Raw genomic sequence first — 16,012 nt, 5'->3', positions numbered from 1 at the left:
GCGACTAGCGTTGCACGATATGGGCGGGATCAAAGCCCCGCCCCGCGCGGGTTCCAGCTCAGCGTTCGGATGCCTTCGCGGCTTTGATGGCGGCCTTGGCAGCCTGCTTGCTGGCGCGGACTTTTCTTAGCGACTCCGTGTCCACGATGTCGGCGACGGAAAGGAACGCACTCTCCTGGCCATAGGGCCCGGCAGCCTCACGCCAGCCTGTAGCCTTAAGCCCGCACTGCTTGCCGAGCAGCGCCAGGAAGATCTTTGCCTTTTGCTCGCCGAAGCCGGGCAATTCCTTCAACCTGCGGAGCACTTCCTGGCCGTCTGGGCGGTCCTGGGTCCAGATGGCAGTTGCGTCCCCGTTCCAATCGCGCTGTACGATCGCGGCGAGGTCCTGGACTCGGCCGGCCATGGAGCCGGGGAAGCGGTGGACGGACGGACGCTCCTTGAAGATTTCAACGAAGCTTGCCGGGTCATATTCGGCGATTGCGGCAGGGGCCATGGATCCAATGCGCGTCCGGATTTTTTCAGGTCCGGCAAACGCAGACTCCATGGTCACCTGTTGGTCAAGCAGCATGCCGATGAGAAGTGCGAACGCGTCATCGCTGAGTAGCTGGTCGGCGGCGGGGTCGCCAGTGATGTGCAATTCCATGCGCCCATCCTCCCACCTGCCCTCTTGATCCGCTGCCACTACGGGGTCCTGATTTTGAAGACGAGGCCCCGGGCGCCGTGGTGGGTGTCAGGCGATCCTGCGGCGGTAGGTGGCCATGGCGAATATGTACGCGACGACGAGGATGCCGACACACCAGGCAAGGGCGAGCCAGATGTCGCTGCCCACAGGCTGCTCCGTGAACAGGTCCCGGATCGCGTTGACGATGGACGTCACCGGCTGGTGCTCAGCGAAGGCGCGCACCGGGCCGGGCATCGTGGCCGTGGGCACGAACGCCGAGCTGATGAACGGCAGGAAGATGAGCGGGTAGGAGAACGCACTCGCGCCGTCCACGGACTTCGCGGTGAGACCGGGGATGACGGCGATCCACGTCAACGCCAGGGTGAACAGGACCAGGATGCCCGCGACGCCGAGCCACGCCAGCACTCCCGCCCCCGAACGGAAGCCCATGAGCAGGGCGACGAGCACGACGACCACGAGCGAGGTCAGATTGGCGACAAGTGAGGTCAGCACGTGCGCCCAAAGCACGGACGACCGTGCGATCGGCATGGACTGGAATCGCTCGAAAATGCCGCTTTTCATATCCAGGAAGAGCCGGTACGCAGTGTAGGAGATGCCCGAGGCAATCGTGATGAGCAGAATGCCGGGGAGTAGGTAGCTCACATATGAATCCGCGCCTGAGTTGATCGCGCCGCCGAAAACATAGACGAACAGCAGCATGAAGGCGATCGGCATGATGGCGGTCGTGATGATGGTGTCCATGCTGCGCGCGATGTGCCGGAGGGATCGTCCCAGCAGGACGGCGGTGTCGCCGAAGAAATGCGTGGTCATCGTAGTTCCTTACGCGTTCGTGCCGTGGCCGCGGTCATGGCGTCGTCGTTGCCGTTGTCACCGACTATGGCGAGGAAGACGTCCTCGAGGGTCGGCTGCTTCTCGACATATTCGACCTTGGCGGGCGGGAGTAGCTGCTTGAGTTCGGTGAGGGTGCCGTTCACGATGATCCGGCCCTCGTGGAGGATCGCGATCCGGTCGGCGAGTTGTTCGGCCTCGTCCAGATACTGCGTCGTGAGCAGCACCGTGGTGCCGCGCCCGGCGAGCTCCTTGACGGCGTGCCACACCTCGATGCGCGCCTGGGGGTCGAGCCCGGTGGTTGGCTCGTCGAGGAAGATGAGGGGCGGAGTCCCGATGAGGCTCATCGCTATGTCGAGGCGGCGGCGCATGCCACCCGAATACGTCGCGACCTTTCGTGCGGCCGCGTCAGTCAGGGAGAAACGATCGAGCAGGTCATCCGCGATCGTCCGCGGGTCCTTGAGGTGCCGCAACCGGGCTACCAGCACGAGGTTCTCCCGTCCGCTGAGGATTTCGTCGACGGCCGCGAACTGTCCGGTGAGGCTGATGGACTCCCGCACCTCCGCAGCCTGCGTGGCGACGTCGAAGCCGTTGACGCTGGCGGTCCCCGCATCGGCCTTGAGCAATGTGGAGAGGATATTCACCACCGTGGTCTTTCCTGCCCCGTTTGAGCCGAGGAGGGCGAAAATGGTCCCCGGTGCCACGTCGAAGTCCACGCCGCGCAATACGTGTAAGTCCTTGTAGGACTTTTCCATGCCCTGCACACGGATTGCGGGTTCGCGGGTGATGGATGCATTGGTCATGAGTCCTTCTCCTTTGCAACATCGCCGGCAGCGGCGTCGATCGCCTTGGTCAGGCGCTCGCGTTCCTTGTTGATCCATTGACCGCCCGTGTAGTTGCGCATGAACGTTTCCGCGAATTCGACGGGGTCGTTACCGACGATCTCGCGGATCGGCGTTCCGTCCGCGGCGCTCTGCTCGAAGAGATCGGCGAGGTCGCCGAGCATCGACACCAGCACATCGCCCTTGGTGATGGCCCCGAAGTACATCAGGTACCGCTCCAGCGCGGTCGCGGCCGCGCGATAGTCGGCGGGAAGCTGCTCCACGCGTGTCTTGTACTGCCGGTACTGCTTCTTCTGTTCGAGCGATCCCGTAAGCTGCTCGATCCACCCTGCGGCCATGCTACTTTCCTCCTTTTCGGAGCTGTTCCAGTCGTTCGGACAGGAAACTCCACGTGTTCCAGAATTCGTCCAGTTCTTTGTTGCCCTGTTCGTTGAGCGAGTACACCTTGCGTGGGGGTCCTTTCTCGGACGGACGTTTCTCGACGTTGACGAGGCCTTTCTGCTCGATCCTGACGAGCAGTGCGTAGACGGTGCCCTCTGCGATATCGGAGAAGCCCTTGGCCCGGAGCAGCGTCGTGATTTCGTACCCGTACGCAGGGTTCCCGGTCAGGAGGGCAAGGACGATGCCCTCCAGTGTCCCCTTGAGCATCTCCGTCATTTGCTTGCCCATTGGACTCCTCCTCGACTACTCAGTGTCACTAGCTACCAATACATAGTATCGCTAAGTACCGGGAGCGCAAGCCCCCTTCGATATAGTTGCGGCATGCCTTAAAAGGGGCGCGGCTGGGTGGGCCGGGCAAGTAATTCACTGGCGTGAATGGAGGGAATGCCCTTGGTCAAGGTCCGCATGATCGTGCCGGCAAACGTGCGTCACCGTTCCGGCGGCAACATCTACAACGCGAGGCTGGTCGAATCCCTCCGTGCCCAAGGCGCGGAAGTCGCGGTCCATAGCCTTGACGGTGGTTGGCCTTCCGGAACCGCCGCGGACAAGAGCCATCTAGCTGCGGCGCTCGCCGGAGACAATTTGTCCATCTGCATTGTCGATGGCCTGATTGCCACGGGAGCGCCCACGGAAATCGAGACCGCTACCGCTACCGGACGCAGGGTCTGGGTGTTGCTCCACATGCCCCTTTCCGGTGAACAGCCCCTTGAAAAGCGTGCACTCCGCGCCGCGACCGGTCTTCTTTGCACCGGCTCCGGCACCGCCGAAGCCGCCAAACGGTGGGGTCTGCCGAACGTGCATGTAGCGACCGCCGGCGCAGATCGCCCCGGGAAGCGGGCAATTCCCGGGGGACCGGGAGGAAGGCCAAGGCCGTCCGGGGCTTCGGAGGCACCGCACTTCATCATGGTTGGCGCCCTGCTTCCCAATAAGGACCAGATCTTCTTTGTCGAGGAGTTGGCGCGGATCAAGGATCTGGCCTGGACAGCGGCGGTTGTGGGTTCCACAACCGCCGACCCGTCCTACTCAGCGGCCGTGCGAGAGCGCATCTTCCGGCATGGACTCGAGAAGCGCGTGGAACTACGAGGCGAACTTTCCGGTCCGGCTTTGGAGGAACAGTGGCTCCGCGCGGATCTCAGTTTGCTGATCTCGCATTCGGAGTCCTTCGGCATGGTTGTCCAGGAATCCCTGGCTCACGGTATACCGGTGGTGGTTCGCAAGGGAACCGGCGCCGTCGAAGCGCTCGGAGCCCACGGGGCCGGCGAAGCCATCGATCTTGCCCCGGGAACCGGATCTTTGGCGGAGATGCTCCAAAGATGGCTCAGCGATTCGGCTCTGCGGAAGAGATGGCAGGATGCCGCTGCGGCAGCCAGCCAGGCGTTGCCGCGATGGGAGGAAACGGCCCGCGAGGTCCTTCGCATCGTCACCGGTACACATCATTAGCCTCGCGCGCGAAGCTCCCGCCTAAGGATCTTCCCCGACGCCGACTTGGGAATCGCGTCAACGAACTCGACGAACCGCACGCGCTTGAACGGCGCCGCGTGCTCGGCGACGAACACCATGACGTCCTCGTCACCCAGCTCAGCCCCCGCTTGCCGGACGACGAACGCCTTCGGGACCTCCTCGCCGTCGTCCGCTGGCACGCCGATAACCGCGGCGTCCGCAATCCGCGGGTGGGTGAGAAGGAGCGCTTCGAGTTCGGCGGGCGCGATCTGGTAGCCCTTGTACTTGATGAGCTCCTTAAGCCGGTCAACGATCGTCACGACGCCGCCAGCCGTAACCGTCGCGATGTCGCCTGTGCGGAGGAAACCATCGGGGTCGATCGTGGCGGCCGTCGCGTCCGGCCGGTTTAGATAGCCGAGCATGACCTGCGGACCCCTGACCAGGAGCTGGCCGCGCCCGCTCTCTCCCTCGGAGGGCAGCGGGATCTCTTCGTCGGTGGCAATGTCGAGGAGCTTGCACTCCGTGTTCGGGATGGGGTAACCGACGGAATCAAGGGGAACAGTGTTGGCGTCCTGAAGGGGAATTGAATGGGAGACCGGGCTGAGTTCGGTCATGCCGTATCCCTGGAGCATGACGCACCCGAGACGACGCACGACGGCGGCGCCCAGTTTGCCGTCGAGCGGCGCCGCGCCGGAGACCACGACGCGGACCGACGAGAGGTCGTACTGGTCGACCAGCGGGTGCTTCGCGAGCGGAACCGCGATAGGCGGGGCGATGAACAGGTAGGTGCAGCGGTAGTCCTGGGTGATCCGCAGGAACTCCGGGAAATCGAACTTCGGCATGGTCACGAGTTGCGCACGCTCGGCGAAGGCGAGGTTGAGCAGGACGGTCAGGCCGTAGATATGGAAGAACGGCAGGACGGCAAGCAGCACGTCGTCGGGAGTCAGCCCGAAGCCGCTGTTCTGGGCAACGTTCGCTACGAGGTTGTACTGGCTCAGCATGACGCCCTTTGGGGTGCCGCTCGTGCCCGAGGAATAGGGGATGACGGCCGCGGCGTGCGGGTCGACGCGCACGTCCGGAGCGGGGAGGCCCGCGGCGAGCGCCTCGGCGAGGGAAGGATGTCCGGCAGCGGCGGCCGCGTCACCGCCGTCGAGCACCATGAGCCGCTCGGCAGGTATGCCTGCAGCCGTTGCCGCGGCCTGGGCCCGCTCAAGGAACGGCGAAATGGTGAAGAGCCACGAGGCACCCGCGTCGGTAAGCTGGCGGCCGACTTCATCGGCCGTGTACAGCGCGTTGACGGTGGTGACGGCGGCGCCCGCGCGGAGGATCCCGTGGAAGACGACGGCGAACGCCGGGATGTTGGGGCAGAAAAGTCCCGCGATGGTCCCCGGCCCGGCTTCGTGGCTTGCGAGCCAGCCGGCGAGGGCATCGATGCGCGTGACGAGCTCGCGGTACGTCGTTTCGCCGCCGGCCGCGCCGTCCACAAGCGCCACCCGGTCCAGGTCTTCAACGCTTAACCCGCCGAACAGGTAGTCGTACAGAGTGGCTTCGGGAATCTCGACGTCCGGGTACGGGCTGGCGAACATGGGGGCTCCTTCGACGCACGACGGCGGGAGTCGCCGTCGTGCGTCCATTACACCCGGTGTCCGGGGCAGGGACAAGGGGAGCCTCGCCTGAGGATGCTCGTCTTCCGCCACGATGGGCGGCGTCCTGGCCGCCGCCCGCTGCAACCGTGATCCATGGCCTCTTGCCCCTGGGCGTGCCAGTATGTTGGGAATCAGGGTCAATTCGATGGGGCCCGGCCGCGGGCAGAATGGACGCACGGTTGTGACATACATCAACAACTTACGCGATGTGGGAAGCGCCGATGTCGCCGTGGCCGGTGGCAAGGGTGTTGGCCTGGGCGGCCTCGTCCGGGCCGGGGTGCCGGTCCCTCCGGGGTTTGTCTTGAACACCGCAGCCTATTCGGCTTTTGTGGATGCCAATCACCTTGGAGCGGGCACCCAGGAACTGGCCGCTCTGTCGCCCCAAGCCACGCCGCAGGACTACGAAGACGCTTCGGAGCGGATCCGGGCCCTGTTCGCCGGCGGCACCATGCCCGCCGGGATGGCCGACGAACTCGGCGCGGCCTATCGAAGCCTCGGCAACGGGGACGAGGCCGTAGCTGTTCGCTCCTCTGCCACGGCCGAGGACCTCGCCTCGGCCAGCTTCGCCGGACAGCAGGAAACCTACCTCAACGTCCGCGGCGCGGACGCCCTGGCCGTCGCGGTAAGAGATTGCTGGGCTTCCCTGTGGACGGCGCGTGCCATGGCCTACCGTGTCCGTGAAGGCATCGGACCGGAAGCTGTGCGCCTGGCGGTCGTGGTCCAGCAGATGGTCGAGGCCGAGGCCGCCGGGGTCATGTTCACAGCCAATCCGGCCAACGGGCGGCGCGAGCAGATTGTAATCGGTGCCGCGTGGGGCCTGGGAGAGTCCGTGGTCAGCGGAACCGTCACCACGGACGACGTCGTCGTCGATGCCGGGACTGAGCGAGTGCTCTCGCGGAGGACGGCAGACAAAGAGACGATGACCGTCTACGCGGACGGCGGCCAAGGAACCACAGAGCAACGGGTGCCGGCCGCCCGCCGGAACCAGCCAGTGCTCGACGACGGGGCGGCGGCCGCGCTGGCCCGCTACGGGACCCGGATTGCCGATCATTTCGGGGTCCCGCAGGACATCGAGTGGGCACGGGCCGGCGGCGAATTTTTCATCCTGCAGTCCCGGCCCATCACGGCACTGCCTCAACCTGCGGCTGACATCCCCGATACCTGGCCCGTGCCCTATCCGAAAGGACTTTATTTCAGGGCGAGCATCGTGGAACAACTGCCGGACCCGCTCTCGCCCCTGTTCGCCGACCTCATTGACGGCTCGGTGACCCGGTCGCTCAAGGCCCTGCTGAACGAGGCCGTCGGCAGTGACGTCGTCAGGGACGGCGACGTCGGACTGCCCACCGTCAACGGTTACGCCTACTATTACTACCGCACCTCAGGAATGTGGCGGGTGATGGGCAAGGCGCCGGCGGCTATGCTCGCCCTGGCTCGCGGCGAGGCGCACATGGGCGTCGATGGCTGGCGGGAATTCTCGCATCCTCGCTACCGGCAGGTGATCAACGGATGGTCGGAAAAGCCGATAGGGGAGCTCGCAGGTGGGGAACTGCTTGAGGGCGTCCGGACGTTGCTGGATGCGGGGACCGTCTACTACACGGCCGTGGAGTCAGTCATTCCGATCGCCGCGGCGAGCGAAATCTCTTTCCGGGCCTATTACGACAAACTCGTTCGGCGCCAAGGAGATCCCCCGGCCGAAACATTCCTCCTGGGCTACGACAGCGAACCGATCCGGGCGGAGAAGTCGTTGTACGACCTCGCAGGCTGGGCCCGGGAAGTTCAGGGGCTGGCCCCGGCGATCCTTAAGGAATCGACGGCGTCGTTGGCCGAGTCACAGCGCACCGGGCTCCCGCCTGCCGGCATGGACCAAGCACTCTGGGAGCAATGGCATCCACGCTTCCAGGCCCACCTCGACCGGTTCGGCCACGCGGTCTACAACCTTGACTTCCTCAGCCCTCTCCCGGCCGACGATCCTGCGGCGCTGCTGGACACGGTCAAGTTTTACCTACGGGGACAGGGCAACGACCCGCACGAGCGCCAGCGACTCTCGGCCGCCCGGCGGGAGGACCAAACCGAACGCATGCTTGCCCGGCTCGGGCAACGCCGGCTCGGGCGGAACCGCCGGGCCGCGTTCCTCCGTCTGCTCCGGTGGGCGCAGAAGTCCGCACCGATCCGCGAGGACGCCCTGGCCGACGTCGGGCTGGCCTGGCCCCTGATTCGGCGGATGCTGCTTGAGCTCGGACAACGGCTGGCCAGTTCCGGTGTGATCAGCCAGGCCGCCGACGTGTTCTGGCTGCGCGAGCAGGAGCTGCGAACCGCCGTCGAGTTCGGCCTTGCGGGGGAGGGAACGATAACCGGAGCGGAAAGGCCCGTACGGGCCGAAGCTATCGAGGAACGCAAGATGCTCTGGCGCGGCCAGGCAAAGGCCGCGGCCCCGCAACTGCTACCGGAGAGCCGTTGGATGGAACGGACCTTCGGGGGGATGATGCCGGCACGCTCGCAGCAACAGCAAGGCGACGTCATCAAGGGAGTCGGCGCCAGTTCGGGCCGGGTCACTGCTCCTGCCCGGGTCCTCAGCGGGCCCCAGGACTTCGCGCTGATGATGCCCGGGGACGTCCTGGTCGCCCGGATCACCACGCCTGCATGGACCTCCCTGTTCGCGATGGCCTCGGCCGTGGTCACAGACGTTGGCGGCCCGTTGAGCCACAGTTCGATCGTGGCCCGGGAGTACGGCATCCCCGCGGTGCTCGGCACCGGAGTGGCCACCCAGCGCATTGCCAGCGGTCAACGGATCCGTGTCGACGGCGACGCCGGCACCGTCACGATTGAGGGGCGGCCTTCAGGGTAGTAACGGCAGGTCAGCCCCCGACTGCCGCCAGTATGCGCTCGCCGTTGAAGTATTCGAGCTGCCAGCCGTCAACGGGGTGATGGTGGGCCAGATTGAGCGCAGCGTTGTCGATGCTTTCCAAGGTGCGGCCGATGGCGCGGTTAAGGCTCACCCGGAGCAGCGTGCCGTGGGCGACCACCAGGACGCGGCGGCCGCGGAACTCTTCGGCTAGTGCTTCCAGCGCGGACAACCCGCGGGATGCTGCCTCGTCCTCGCTTTCTGCGCCCTCGAAACTGCCGGAGATGCGCAATGCGTCCAGTTCCGGGCCGGCGTGCAGGCCCTCGGCTCGTCCGAAACGACGCTCGGTGAGCTCCGGCACGCGCCGGTCCACACTGCGCCCCAGCCCGCCGGCGATCAGGTCGGCGGTTTCCGCGGCCCGGCTCAGCGGCGAGGATACGATCGCGTCCCATTCGTAACCCGACAGGACGGCGACGGCGTCACGCGCCTGGCCGCGGCCGACGTCGTTCAGCGGAATGTCAGTGGATCCTTGCAGCCGGCGCTGCGCATTCCAGTCTGTCTGGCCATGGCGGACGAGGGCGAATGTCGTGAGGGGCATGTTTTCCATTCTGCCCTGCGTTCCTTCTGCCTCCCGCATCAGGGCAGTTGCGTAAGTGAACGTGGAGTGAAGGTTGGGGCAATAGGCGCCCCAAACCGCCAATCGGGGCCGGGCCCGCCGTCGAGCCTTTGTACGGTAGACGAATGAAATCGCCCCTTAAGTCCCGCAGCGTCCTGACCGGCGGCCTGGTACTCGCTGTCATTTCAGCGATCCTCAGCCCCGTTGGCCCGACCCACGCGGATGACGGTCAGATCAGTGAACACGGTACGGATCGGAACACGCACCTCAACCTCGGCGCCGCCGATCTTCCCGAGAACCGGACCGTGACAACCCTCGCCCCGGGCGTCACGTTGACCAAAATCAGCCGCGGCGGAGCAGACTCTTCGCTTTTCTGGACGGCCGAGGTTGCCATCCCTTCGGACTCGCCGGATCCTGACGCACCCGCCTCAGCTCTCTCAAGCCAGGCCACCGCGCAGCGCACCGCCGATAAGCTCAAAGCCGCCGGCGTCGATGCCCGGATCGAACAGGTCCAGTCGCCCCAGTTGGCTGATGCCGGGGGCGATCTCGGATACCGGGTCCGCGCCGGCCATCTCGCCGCGCGGGACGACGGGGCCTCTGTCGTCGCGAAGATCAAAGCCGCCGGTTTTGCCTCGTCAGTGATCTATTCGGGCTGGGACGGCGACGCCGGGACCAGCACGACGACCCGCGGGCCGTGGAACCTTGATGTCATCACGATCGACCCAGGGACGTACCAGGGTCAGCTTGCCGCCTCGTTCGGACCGGATCTGGAGAAGCGGGAGACGACGAGTCAACTGGCTTCCGACGCGCACGCCATCGCCGCGATCAACGCTGGTTTCTTCGTCTTCGACCCGAAGGCCGGCGCCGAAGGAGACCCCGCCGGTGTTGGTGTGTACGCCGGGAAAACCCTCAGCGAACCCGTCGCCGACCGACCGGGCCTGGTCATTGACGGCAAGAAGAACGCCACCAGCATCCAGCGCCTGACCTGGGCCGGGAAGCTCTCCTCGGGTTCCGGGGAGACGGCTTTGGACGGCATCGACCGGGTTCCCGGCCTGATCCGAAACTGCGGCGGCGCCAACGACTTGCCGACCCCGCGCGCACTCCAGGACGTCACCTGTACCAACCCGAACGAGCTCGTGACCTTCACCCCGGAGTTCGGGCCGTCCACTCCAGCCGGGGCGGGCCTTGAGGTGACGGTGGACAGCCACGACACCGTTACTTCCACCGCAGAAACCCGCGGCACGGCCGTTCCTGTGGGCGGACACACCGTCCAGGCGACCGGAACCGACGTCGCACGGCTCCGCGCACTGGCGCCCGTGGGCGCCAAGCTGAAGATCGACGCCGGCCTGCTCGGCCCGGATGGCAAAACCCTCCACACCAATAGGTCCACGAGCGTCGTGAACGGCGGCCCGCTGCTGGTCAAGGACGGCAGCGAAGACGTCACCGTCAAACATGACGGCATGGTCCACCCCAATGACGGAAACAGCTTCTACTACGGCTGGGTCCACAAGCGGAACCCCCGGACCTTCGCCGGGACGGATGCCCAGGGTAGAACCATCCTTGTTACCGCAGACGGACGCTCAACTGCCTCACTGGGACTGAGCTTGAAGGAAGAGGCTGACGTCGCCGTATCGCTCGGCATGGTTCAGGCCATGAACCTGGACGGTGGCGGCTCAACAACAGCGGTTGCCAGCGGAAAAGTCCTGAACAGCCCGTCGGGCGGATCGGAACGTGCCGTCGGGGACGCACTCCTCGTGCTTCCTGCCCGCAAGGACGAGCAGTAGGACTCCCACGTTGACCGGACGCAGGGGTGCCCTGCGTCCGGTCCGTCCTCCGCGGCGGCACTATTGTCCCCGGTCGGGTGATAGTGGAGGATCTTGTTTCCCACGAAGCAACGCGCATGCCGGGGCGTGATAAGTCCGTTGCTGGCATTGAGGTTTGAGGCGCCCCGCGGTTACAGGGGCCCATAACGACGGCTATTGGAGGAAACCTACACGGAGGTCCATCAACATACTCATGTGCTCGACGTGGCTTCAGACGACGGGGTTTTCCACGGTTTCCAGGCGCTGGCGGCCGTCTTCGTCTGCGGTGAAGGCGGGAGCCCGTCAGCTTGAACGGGATGGGTGTCTGATCCGGGCTTCCTTGAACGCGGGCCGGCCGGAACGGGCGCGAAGACTGTGGCACCGTCTTCACTGCCGCATCGCCGCCCTGGCCTTCGCCCACGAGAGACGATCCGTCCGCACCATGCCAGCGGCTTCGGCGGTTGTCCTGATGTTCGGGCCGTCGTAGGGAGTTCACGCCTTGCGTTCCCCTAGAGTGCTGAAGCGTGCGGTGTCTCGATCGGGGTGTCGGGGCGAAGGCCCCATTCGGCCCAGGATCCGTCGTAGACCCGGACACCCTCGCGTCCGAGAATTTCGGTGAGGACGTACCACGCGGTGGCCGCGCGGCCCCCGACGGTGCAGTAGGTGATCAGCTCGTCTTCTTCCTCGAGCTCGGGCAAGTGCATCGCCTGGCGCAACTCGTCGACCGGGAGGAATGCGCCTTTCTGGTCGTAGAGATCGTCGAACGCCCGGTGGACGGCCGTCGGGATGTGACCGGCGCGCCCTCCCGGCTCCATTCCGCCGGAGGGCCAGAACCGCTCACCGGCGTACTCTGGCCCGGAACGGACATCCAGAATCGTTGTTCCAGGGCGGCCGATGGCCTGCCGCACGGCCGGCATGTCGGCGAACAGCCCCTGGTCGCGTTCGGTGAGCTGATACGGAGCCTCGTCCACCCGGATCGGTGACGTGCCGTAGGGATGTCCTTCGGTGCGCCAGGCGTCGCGGGAGCAGTTCAGGATGCGGACGTCGGCGTGACCGTACAGTTTGAGCAGCCAGTAGCCGAGTGCCGGGGCGTATCCGTAGCACACGACCGTCGAGGCCGGGCCGATGCCGGATCGGGCCAACAGTCGTTCAAACGTTCCTCTGTCGATCGGGCGATACCGGTCGTCTTTGAGGTCGGCGTAGACGTTCCACAGCACGGCGCCGTCGATGTGCCATTGGTTGTAGGCGGTCGCGGAAACATCCACTTCGACGACGCGGACCGCAGGATCGTAGAGGTGATTTGCTAGCCAGATGGGTTCGATGAGCATGTCCACATTCTGCGCGCTGGTCATTGGGCCAAGGTTGGCTCAAAGTTGGCGCTACCTTGGCGTCGGCGTGTCTGCCTATTCCACTTGGATCCACCCCAGCAGATCCTCGCGACTGACTGCTTGGAGGAGGGCCGGATGGTCGCTGGCGATGTGGCCGCGGATCGCTCCGATCACTTCCTCGTCAGTGTCGCCGCGGACGACGAACCCGCATTCGCATCGGATGAGCTTCGCCATAACGACCTCCCAAACCTTGTCGAGCCCTCTCCGGAGCGATGAGGGCGCATGCGATCATGGTGTCATGACCGTGCAGTCAGCGCTGCGTCTCCAGATCTGCGGGCCACTAGTTGTGGAGCGGGACGGTATCAGGCTTGATCACGGCCTGCCCGGTCGTCAGGGGCGCCTCATGTTCACCTATCTCGTCGTCAACCGGCACCGCCAAGTGCCCCGCGACGAGCTCGTCGAGGCGTTGTGGCGCTCTCCCGATTCGGCCGGGATCGACGCGCGCCTCAACCCGTTGATCTCAAAGCTCCGCCACGTTTTCGGCCCGGACGCGGTCGATGGACGCGTCACTGTCCAGCTTCACCTCCCCGACGCATGGATTGACCTCGAAGCTGCCGTGGAGGCAATTCACCGTGCCGAGTCTGCCGTGGCTCAGCAGGACTGGGCCCGCGCCTGGGGACCGGTTCTGGTCGCCTTGTTCGTCGCCGAACGCGGATTCCTGCCTGGCGAGGATGCTGATTGGATCGACCAGACCCGCAACCAGCTCGCCGAGATCCGGCTGCGGGCCCTGGAATGTTACGCCGCCGCCGAGCTCGGCATCGGCGGCGCCGAACTCGCAGGTGCGCTCCGTGCTGGACGCCGGCTCATCGCTCTGGACCCTCTGCGCGAAAGCGGCCATCGCTACCTGATGCAGGCTCTCGCCGCGCAGGACAACCTGGCCGAGGCCCTGGCTGTGTACGGCCGGCTGTCCAACCTTCTCCGCGACCAGCTAGGTGTCTCGCCCGGCCCGAGCACCCGGGCGCTCTACCAGCAGCTCGTCGGCCGGACCTGACCCTCGGGGGGCACTCTCCTCGGGACAGGCGTTCACCGATGGGCCCGTGTGTCTATCGTTCTCCGATGAGGAGGCGCACATGGAGTCATGGCGTGGAGACGAGCCGGGAAGACGAGCTGGAAGGTCAGACCTCAATCAACGATCTGCTCGACGAGCCGGTCGGCACCGAACCGGTCCAGCTGGTCCTGCCGATTCCTTTCCAACTGCCTTCCGGGAAGTCCGGCGCGTGACCTGCTTTTGATCGGGGGCGGCGTTGATGGTGGCCGACATGCTCGATTACCACGGTCTTGGATTGGGGCTGTTCGAGGTCTCTGCCCGGTATCAAAAATTTCATGTGTAAAAGCATTGACATGAAATGCATATTTGGTGTTAATTGGCATTATCATGAAAGTTACCCGACCCTATGAGATGCGTACCCGCGCCGATACCGCTGCACAAACAAGGGAACGCATCATCAACGCGACAATCGAACTCGCCAACGAGAAGCCGCTCATCGCCCTTACGCTGCCCGCCATCGCAAGCCTGGCCGGGGTGACCGTGCAAACCGTGCTCCGCCAATTCGGCAGCCGCGATCGCCTACTGGACGCGGTGACAGAGTCCGCGACCGCGCGCGTCGTTACCGAGCGAGCGGTCAACCCTGGCGACGTCTCCACGGCCATCCGCACGCTGTTCGATCACTACGAGCTGCGCGGCGACGGCGTGCTTCTCCTCCTCGGCCAAGAGCACTGGGAACCCCGGGCCGCCGACATCACGGCGGCCGGCAGACGGCTGCACCGCGACTGGGTCACCCGGGTATTTGCCCCACTGCTGACCCAAAGCTCGGCCGCCGGGCAGGACGAGATCATCGACCTGCTCGTTGTCGCCAGCGATGTCTACACCTGGAAGCTCCTCCGCCGCGATCGGGGCCTCGCCCGCCCCGAGGCAGAGTCACGAATGCTTCGTCTGATCGGGAAAATCCTGGAAGGAATCTAAGATGTCAACCATCCTCTTTGTTACCGTCGATGCTGGCGGCAATGTCCCCCCGGCGATCGCCATAGGCCGCGAACTGCTCACCCGCGGCCACCGCGTACGCTTCCTCGGCCATGAGCGTCAACGCGTCTCGCTCCAAAACGCGGGCTTCGAGTTCACAGCATTCCGACGGATGCCGCACTGGGAGCCAACCCGAGGCAAGTCGGTCCCGCGGGCAATTGCCGATCTCCTGCACATCAGCACAAACCCTGGACTTGGCCAGGACCTCATCGACCTCATCAACGAGGATCCAGCAGACCTGATCGTCATCGACTGTATGCTCCTGTCCGTGCTCAAAGCAGCCAACACCGCTGGGCACAAGCACGCCGTGCTGTTCCACACTTATTACAAGTTCTGGACCAGGGACTGGGTCAAAGGGCCCATCGGCGGACTCGCCCGGCTGAAGGGACTCAATGCCCGCACGCTCTGGGCACAGGCGGACCTCGAGTTGGTGGTCAGCGATCAAACGCTCGACCCGGCCGGGAAATCTGCAAGCCCGAATCGTGTGTGGAGCGGCGTCGTTGAGCATGGCACACCCCGTGCCGTAGACCCAACCGCGCAGCCTCTCGTGCTGGTCAGCCTGAGCACCATATCGTGGCCGGGACAGGATGATGCCTACCGCCACATCCTGACAGCCCTCGCAAACCTCCCGCTCAGGGCGATCGTCACGACCGGACCAGCGATGGATCCCGACGAACTCTCGGCACCCCCAAATGTCGAAGTGCTGGCATTTGCCCGGCATGACAAAATAATGTCTACCGCCACTGCAGTGATCGGCCACGGTGGCCACTCGACAACCATGGCCGCCCTCGCCCACGATCTCCCCCTGATCATCATGCCGATGCATCCAGCAATCGACCAGCCAATCATTGCTCGCACGGTCGCAGATGCCGGTGCGGGCATCCGACTCAGCCGGAAAGCATCGCCCGAGGACATCGCCCGAGCGCTGACGACCCTGCTGGAGACCGAGAGTTTCGCTGCGGCGGCGGCCGTGATCGGCCAGCGGCTACGTGCAGGTGATGGTGCGCGCGTCGCCGCGGACCGCCTCCTCGAGATTCTGGGCGCACGCGCCCATGATGCCGATGTGGTCCCGGTCCAACTCGACTGAACAGCCCCGGCCGTCATTTGTACCGGATGCGTTCAATGCGGCCGTCATCATGGACCACCGCCTGACCCCTGTACGCCCATCCCGGAAACCCTAACCTCGCACCAGTCACCCAACAAATTGCTGGCCAGCTGCATGTCGGGCAGGGACACTACAGGAGTACCGGGCCTAGTACGTAGGTCCATACGCAACGCCGTTGCCGGGCAGCACATTTGGCTTGAGTTTCTAACTGGTCTCTCGTAGCCGCATCTTTCACGGGCAGTCGCCGGGGGCCCGCGAATTGTAAGAATCGAGGGAACCGTGCCGGCGCAAAGTACTCAGCATGGCCTTGCTCAGCACTGTCTATCATTTGTTCTGGCAGTCCTGTTGGGCATCGGATGG

Annotated in this window: 16 protein-coding genes; 7 read left to right on the top strand and 9 right to left on the bottom strand. The window is 65.0% G+C overall.

What is annotated here, in order from left to right; translation table 11 throughout:
* Nucleotides 1-58 precede the first annotated feature (58 nt).
* The 5 genes from OOZ51_RS13665 to OOZ51_RS13645 all read right to left on the bottom strand — a co-directional run bounded on the left by OOZ51_RS13665 (nucleotide 59) and on the right by OOZ51_RS13645 (nucleotide 3,021).
* Nucleotides 59-643 carry an HhH-GPD-type base excision DNA repair protein gene (locus OOZ51_RS13665; protein ID WP_265980220.1) on the bottom strand — a complete coding sequence of 195 codons (585 nt, stop codon included), beginning with the start codon at nucleotides 641-643 and terminating at the stop codon, nucleotides 59-61.
* Between the two features lie 87 nt (nucleotides 644-730).
* A complete protein-coding gene (locus tag OOZ51_RS13660) occupies nucleotides 731-1,492 on the bottom strand; it encodes an ABC transporter permease (protein ID WP_265980219.1) in 762 nt (253 codons plus the stop codon).
* On the bottom strand, nucleotides 1,489-2,313 hold the full coding sequence (locus OOZ51_RS13655) for an ABC transporter ATP-binding protein (protein WP_265980218.1): 825 nt from the start codon (nucleotides 2,311-2,313) through the stop codon (nucleotides 1,489-1,491). The genes OOZ51_RS13660 and OOZ51_RS13655 overlap by 4 nt, the downstream gene beginning before the upstream one ends.
* Nucleotides 2,310-2,690, bottom strand: coding sequence for a DUF1048 domain-containing protein (locus tag OOZ51_RS13650; protein WP_265980217.1), 381 nt, complete (start codon nucleotides 2,688-2,690; stop codon nucleotides 2,310-2,312). Before OOZ51_RS13650 ends, OOZ51_RS13655 begins: the two co-directional genes overlap by 4 nt.
* Before the next feature lies 1 nt (nucleotide 2,691).
* Complete coding sequence (locus OOZ51_RS13645) at nucleotides 2,692-3,021, bottom strand: PadR family transcriptional regulator (RefSeq protein ID WP_265980216.1); 330 nt, start codon at nucleotides 3,019-3,021, stop codon at nucleotides 2,692-2,694.
* Nucleotides 3,022-3,177: 156 nt separating this feature from the next.
* Here OOZ51_RS13645 and OOZ51_RS13640 point away from each other — a divergent pair, with 156 nt between their 5' ends.
* Nucleotides 3,178-4,233, top strand: coding sequence for a glycosyltransferase (locus OOZ51_RS13640; RefSeq protein WP_323054754.1), 1,056 nt, complete (start codon nucleotides 3,178-3,180; stop codon nucleotides 4,231-4,233).
* On the opposite strand, the gene OOZ51_RS13635 is transcribed toward OOZ51_RS13640, so the two are convergent.
* Nucleotides 4,230-5,819: an AMP-binding protein gene (locus OOZ51_RS13635; protein WP_265980215.1), complete on the bottom strand. Its 1,590-nt coding sequence runs from the start codon at nucleotides 5,817-5,819 to the stop codon at nucleotides 4,230-4,232. The two genes, OOZ51_RS13640 and OOZ51_RS13635, sit on opposite strands and share 4 nt — an antisense overlap.
* 241 nt (nucleotides 5,820-6,060) lie before the next feature.
* On the opposite strand from OOZ51_RS13635, the gene OOZ51_RS13630 reads away from it, so the two are divergent.
* Nucleotides 6,061-8,724: a PEP/pyruvate-binding domain-containing protein gene (locus tag OOZ51_RS13630; protein WP_265980213.1), complete on the top strand. Its 2,664-nt coding sequence runs from the start codon at nucleotides 6,061-6,063 to the stop codon at nucleotides 8,722-8,724.
* 10 nt (nucleotides 8,725-8,734) lie between these two features.
* Here the strand turns inward: OOZ51_RS13630 and OOZ51_RS13625 are convergent, their stop codons facing one another.
* Complete coding sequence (locus OOZ51_RS13625) at nucleotides 8,735-9,319, bottom strand: histidine phosphatase family protein (RefSeq protein ID WP_265980211.1); 585 nt, start codon at nucleotides 9,317-9,319, stop codon at nucleotides 8,735-8,737.
* 143 nt (nucleotides 9,320-9,462) lie between these two features.
* Here OOZ51_RS13625 and OOZ51_RS13620 point away from each other — a divergent pair, with 143 nt between their 5' ends.
* Nucleotides 9,463-11,121 (top strand): phosphodiester glycosidase family protein, encoded by a 1,659-nt coding sequence (locus tag OOZ51_RS13620; protein WP_265980209.1) that lies wholly within the window; start codon nucleotides 9,463-9,465, stop codon nucleotides 11,119-11,121.
* Between the two features lie 527 nt (nucleotides 11,122-11,648).
* Here OOZ51_RS13620 and OOZ51_RS13615 read toward each other — a convergent pair.
* Together OOZ51_RS13615 and OOZ51_RS13610 are read right to left on the bottom strand one after the other, a co-directional pair.
* Complete coding sequence (locus tag OOZ51_RS13615; protein WP_265980208.1) at nucleotides 11,649-12,467, bottom strand: sulfurtransferase; 819 nt, start codon at nucleotides 12,465-12,467, stop codon at nucleotides 11,649-11,651.
* A gap of 75 nt (nucleotides 12,468-12,542) precedes the next feature.
* Nucleotides 12,543-12,701 carry a DUF1059 domain-containing protein gene (locus OOZ51_RS13610; protein WP_265980207.1) on the bottom strand — a complete coding sequence of 53 codons (159 nt, stop codon included), beginning with the start codon at nucleotides 12,699-12,701 and terminating at the stop codon, nucleotides 12,543-12,545.
* A gap of 64 nt (nucleotides 12,702-12,765) precedes the next feature.
* On the opposite strand from OOZ51_RS13610, the gene OOZ51_RS13605 reads away from it, so the two are divergent.
* The 4 genes from OOZ51_RS13605 (at nucleotide 12,766) to OOZ51_RS13590 (ending at nucleotide 15,634) form a co-directional block, all read left to right on the top strand.
* Nucleotides 12,766-13,518: an AfsR/SARP family transcriptional regulator gene (locus OOZ51_RS13605; protein WP_265980206.1), complete on the top strand. Its 753-nt coding sequence runs from the start codon at nucleotides 12,766-12,768 to the stop codon at nucleotides 13,516-13,518.
* Nucleotides 13,519-13,610: 92 nt separating this feature from the next.
* Nucleotides 13,611-13,748, top strand: coding sequence for a hypothetical protein (locus OOZ51_RS13600; RefSeq protein WP_265980205.1), 138 nt, complete (start codon nucleotides 13,611-13,613; stop codon nucleotides 13,746-13,748).
* Nucleotides 13,749-13,902: 154 nt separating this feature from the next.
* Complete coding sequence (locus OOZ51_RS13595; RefSeq protein WP_265980204.1) at nucleotides 13,903-14,490, top strand: TetR/AcrR family transcriptional regulator; 588 nt, start codon at nucleotides 13,903-13,905, stop codon at nucleotides 14,488-14,490.
* Between the two features lies 1 nt (nucleotide 14,491).
* Nucleotides 14,492-15,634 carry a glycosyltransferase gene (locus OOZ51_RS13590; RefSeq protein ID WP_265980203.1) on the top strand — a complete coding sequence of 381 codons (1,143 nt, stop codon included), beginning with the start codon at nucleotides 14,492-14,494 and terminating at the stop codon, nucleotides 15,632-15,634.
* Nucleotides 15,635-16,012 lie beyond the last annotated feature (378 nt).

This window comes from Arthrobacter rhizophilus (genome assembly GCF_026241105.1).
In the GTDB taxonomy this organism is placed as follows: domain Bacteria; phylum Actinomycetota; class Actinomycetes; order Actinomycetales; family Micrococcaceae; genus Arthrobacter.
This window is presented reverse-complemented; position numbering and strand designations above follow the sequence as displayed.

Bases quoted from the DNA above. Each gene is read 5' to 3' on its own strand.
- OOZ51_RS13665 (WP_265980220.1), bottom strand. From the start codon at position 643: ATGGAATTGCACATCACTGGCGACCCCGCCGCCGACCAGCTACTCAGC.
- OOZ51_RS13610 (WP_265980207.1), bottom strand. From the start codon at position 12,701: ATGGCGAAGCTCATCCGATGCGAATGCGGGTTCGTCGTCCGCGGCGAC.
- OOZ51_RS13640 (WP_323054754.1), top strand. From the start codon at position 3,178: ATGCCCTTGGTCAAGGTCCGCATGATCGTGCCGGCAAACGTGCGTCAC.
- OOZ51_RS13620 (WP_265980209.1), top strand. From the start codon at position 9,463: ATGAAATCGCCCCTTAAGTCCCGCAGCGTCCTGACCGGCGGCCTGGTA.
- OOZ51_RS13635 (WP_265980215.1), bottom strand. From the start codon at position 5,819: ATGTTCGCCAGCCCGTACCCGGACGTCGAGATTCCCGAAGCCACTCTG.
- OOZ51_RS13590 (WP_265980203.1), top strand. From the start codon at position 14,492: ATGTCAACCATCCTCTTTGTTACCGTCGATGCTGGCGGCAATGTCCCC.
- OOZ51_RS13595 (WP_265980204.1), top strand. From the start codon at position 13,903: ATGAAAGTTACCCGACCCTATGAGATGCGTACCCGCGCCGATACCGCT.
- OOZ51_RS13660 (WP_265980219.1), bottom strand. From the start codon at position 1,492: ATGACCACGCATTTCTTCGGCGACACCGCCGTCCTGCTGGGACGATCC.
- OOZ51_RS13615 (WP_265980208.1), bottom strand. From the start codon at position 12,467: ATGCTCATCGAACCCATCTGGCTAGCAAATCACCTCTACGATCCTGCG.
- OOZ51_RS13645 (WP_265980216.1), bottom strand. From the start codon at position 3,021: ATGGGCAAGCAAATGACGGAGATGCTCAAGGGGACACTGGAGGGCATC.
- OOZ51_RS13625 (WP_265980211.1), bottom strand. From the start codon at position 9,319: ATGCCCCTCACGACATTCGCCCTCGTCCGCCATGGCCAGACAGACTGG.
- OOZ51_RS13650 (WP_265980217.1), bottom strand. From the start codon at position 2,690: ATGGCCGCAGGGTGGATCGAGCAGCTTACGGGATCGCTCGAACAGAAG.
- OOZ51_RS13605 (WP_265980206.1), top strand. From the start codon at position 12,766: ATGACCGTGCAGTCAGCGCTGCGTCTCCAGATCTGCGGGCCACTAGTT.
- OOZ51_RS13655 (WP_265980218.1), bottom strand. From the start codon at position 2,313: ATGACCAATGCATCCATCACCCGCGAACCCGCAATCCGTGTGCAGGGC.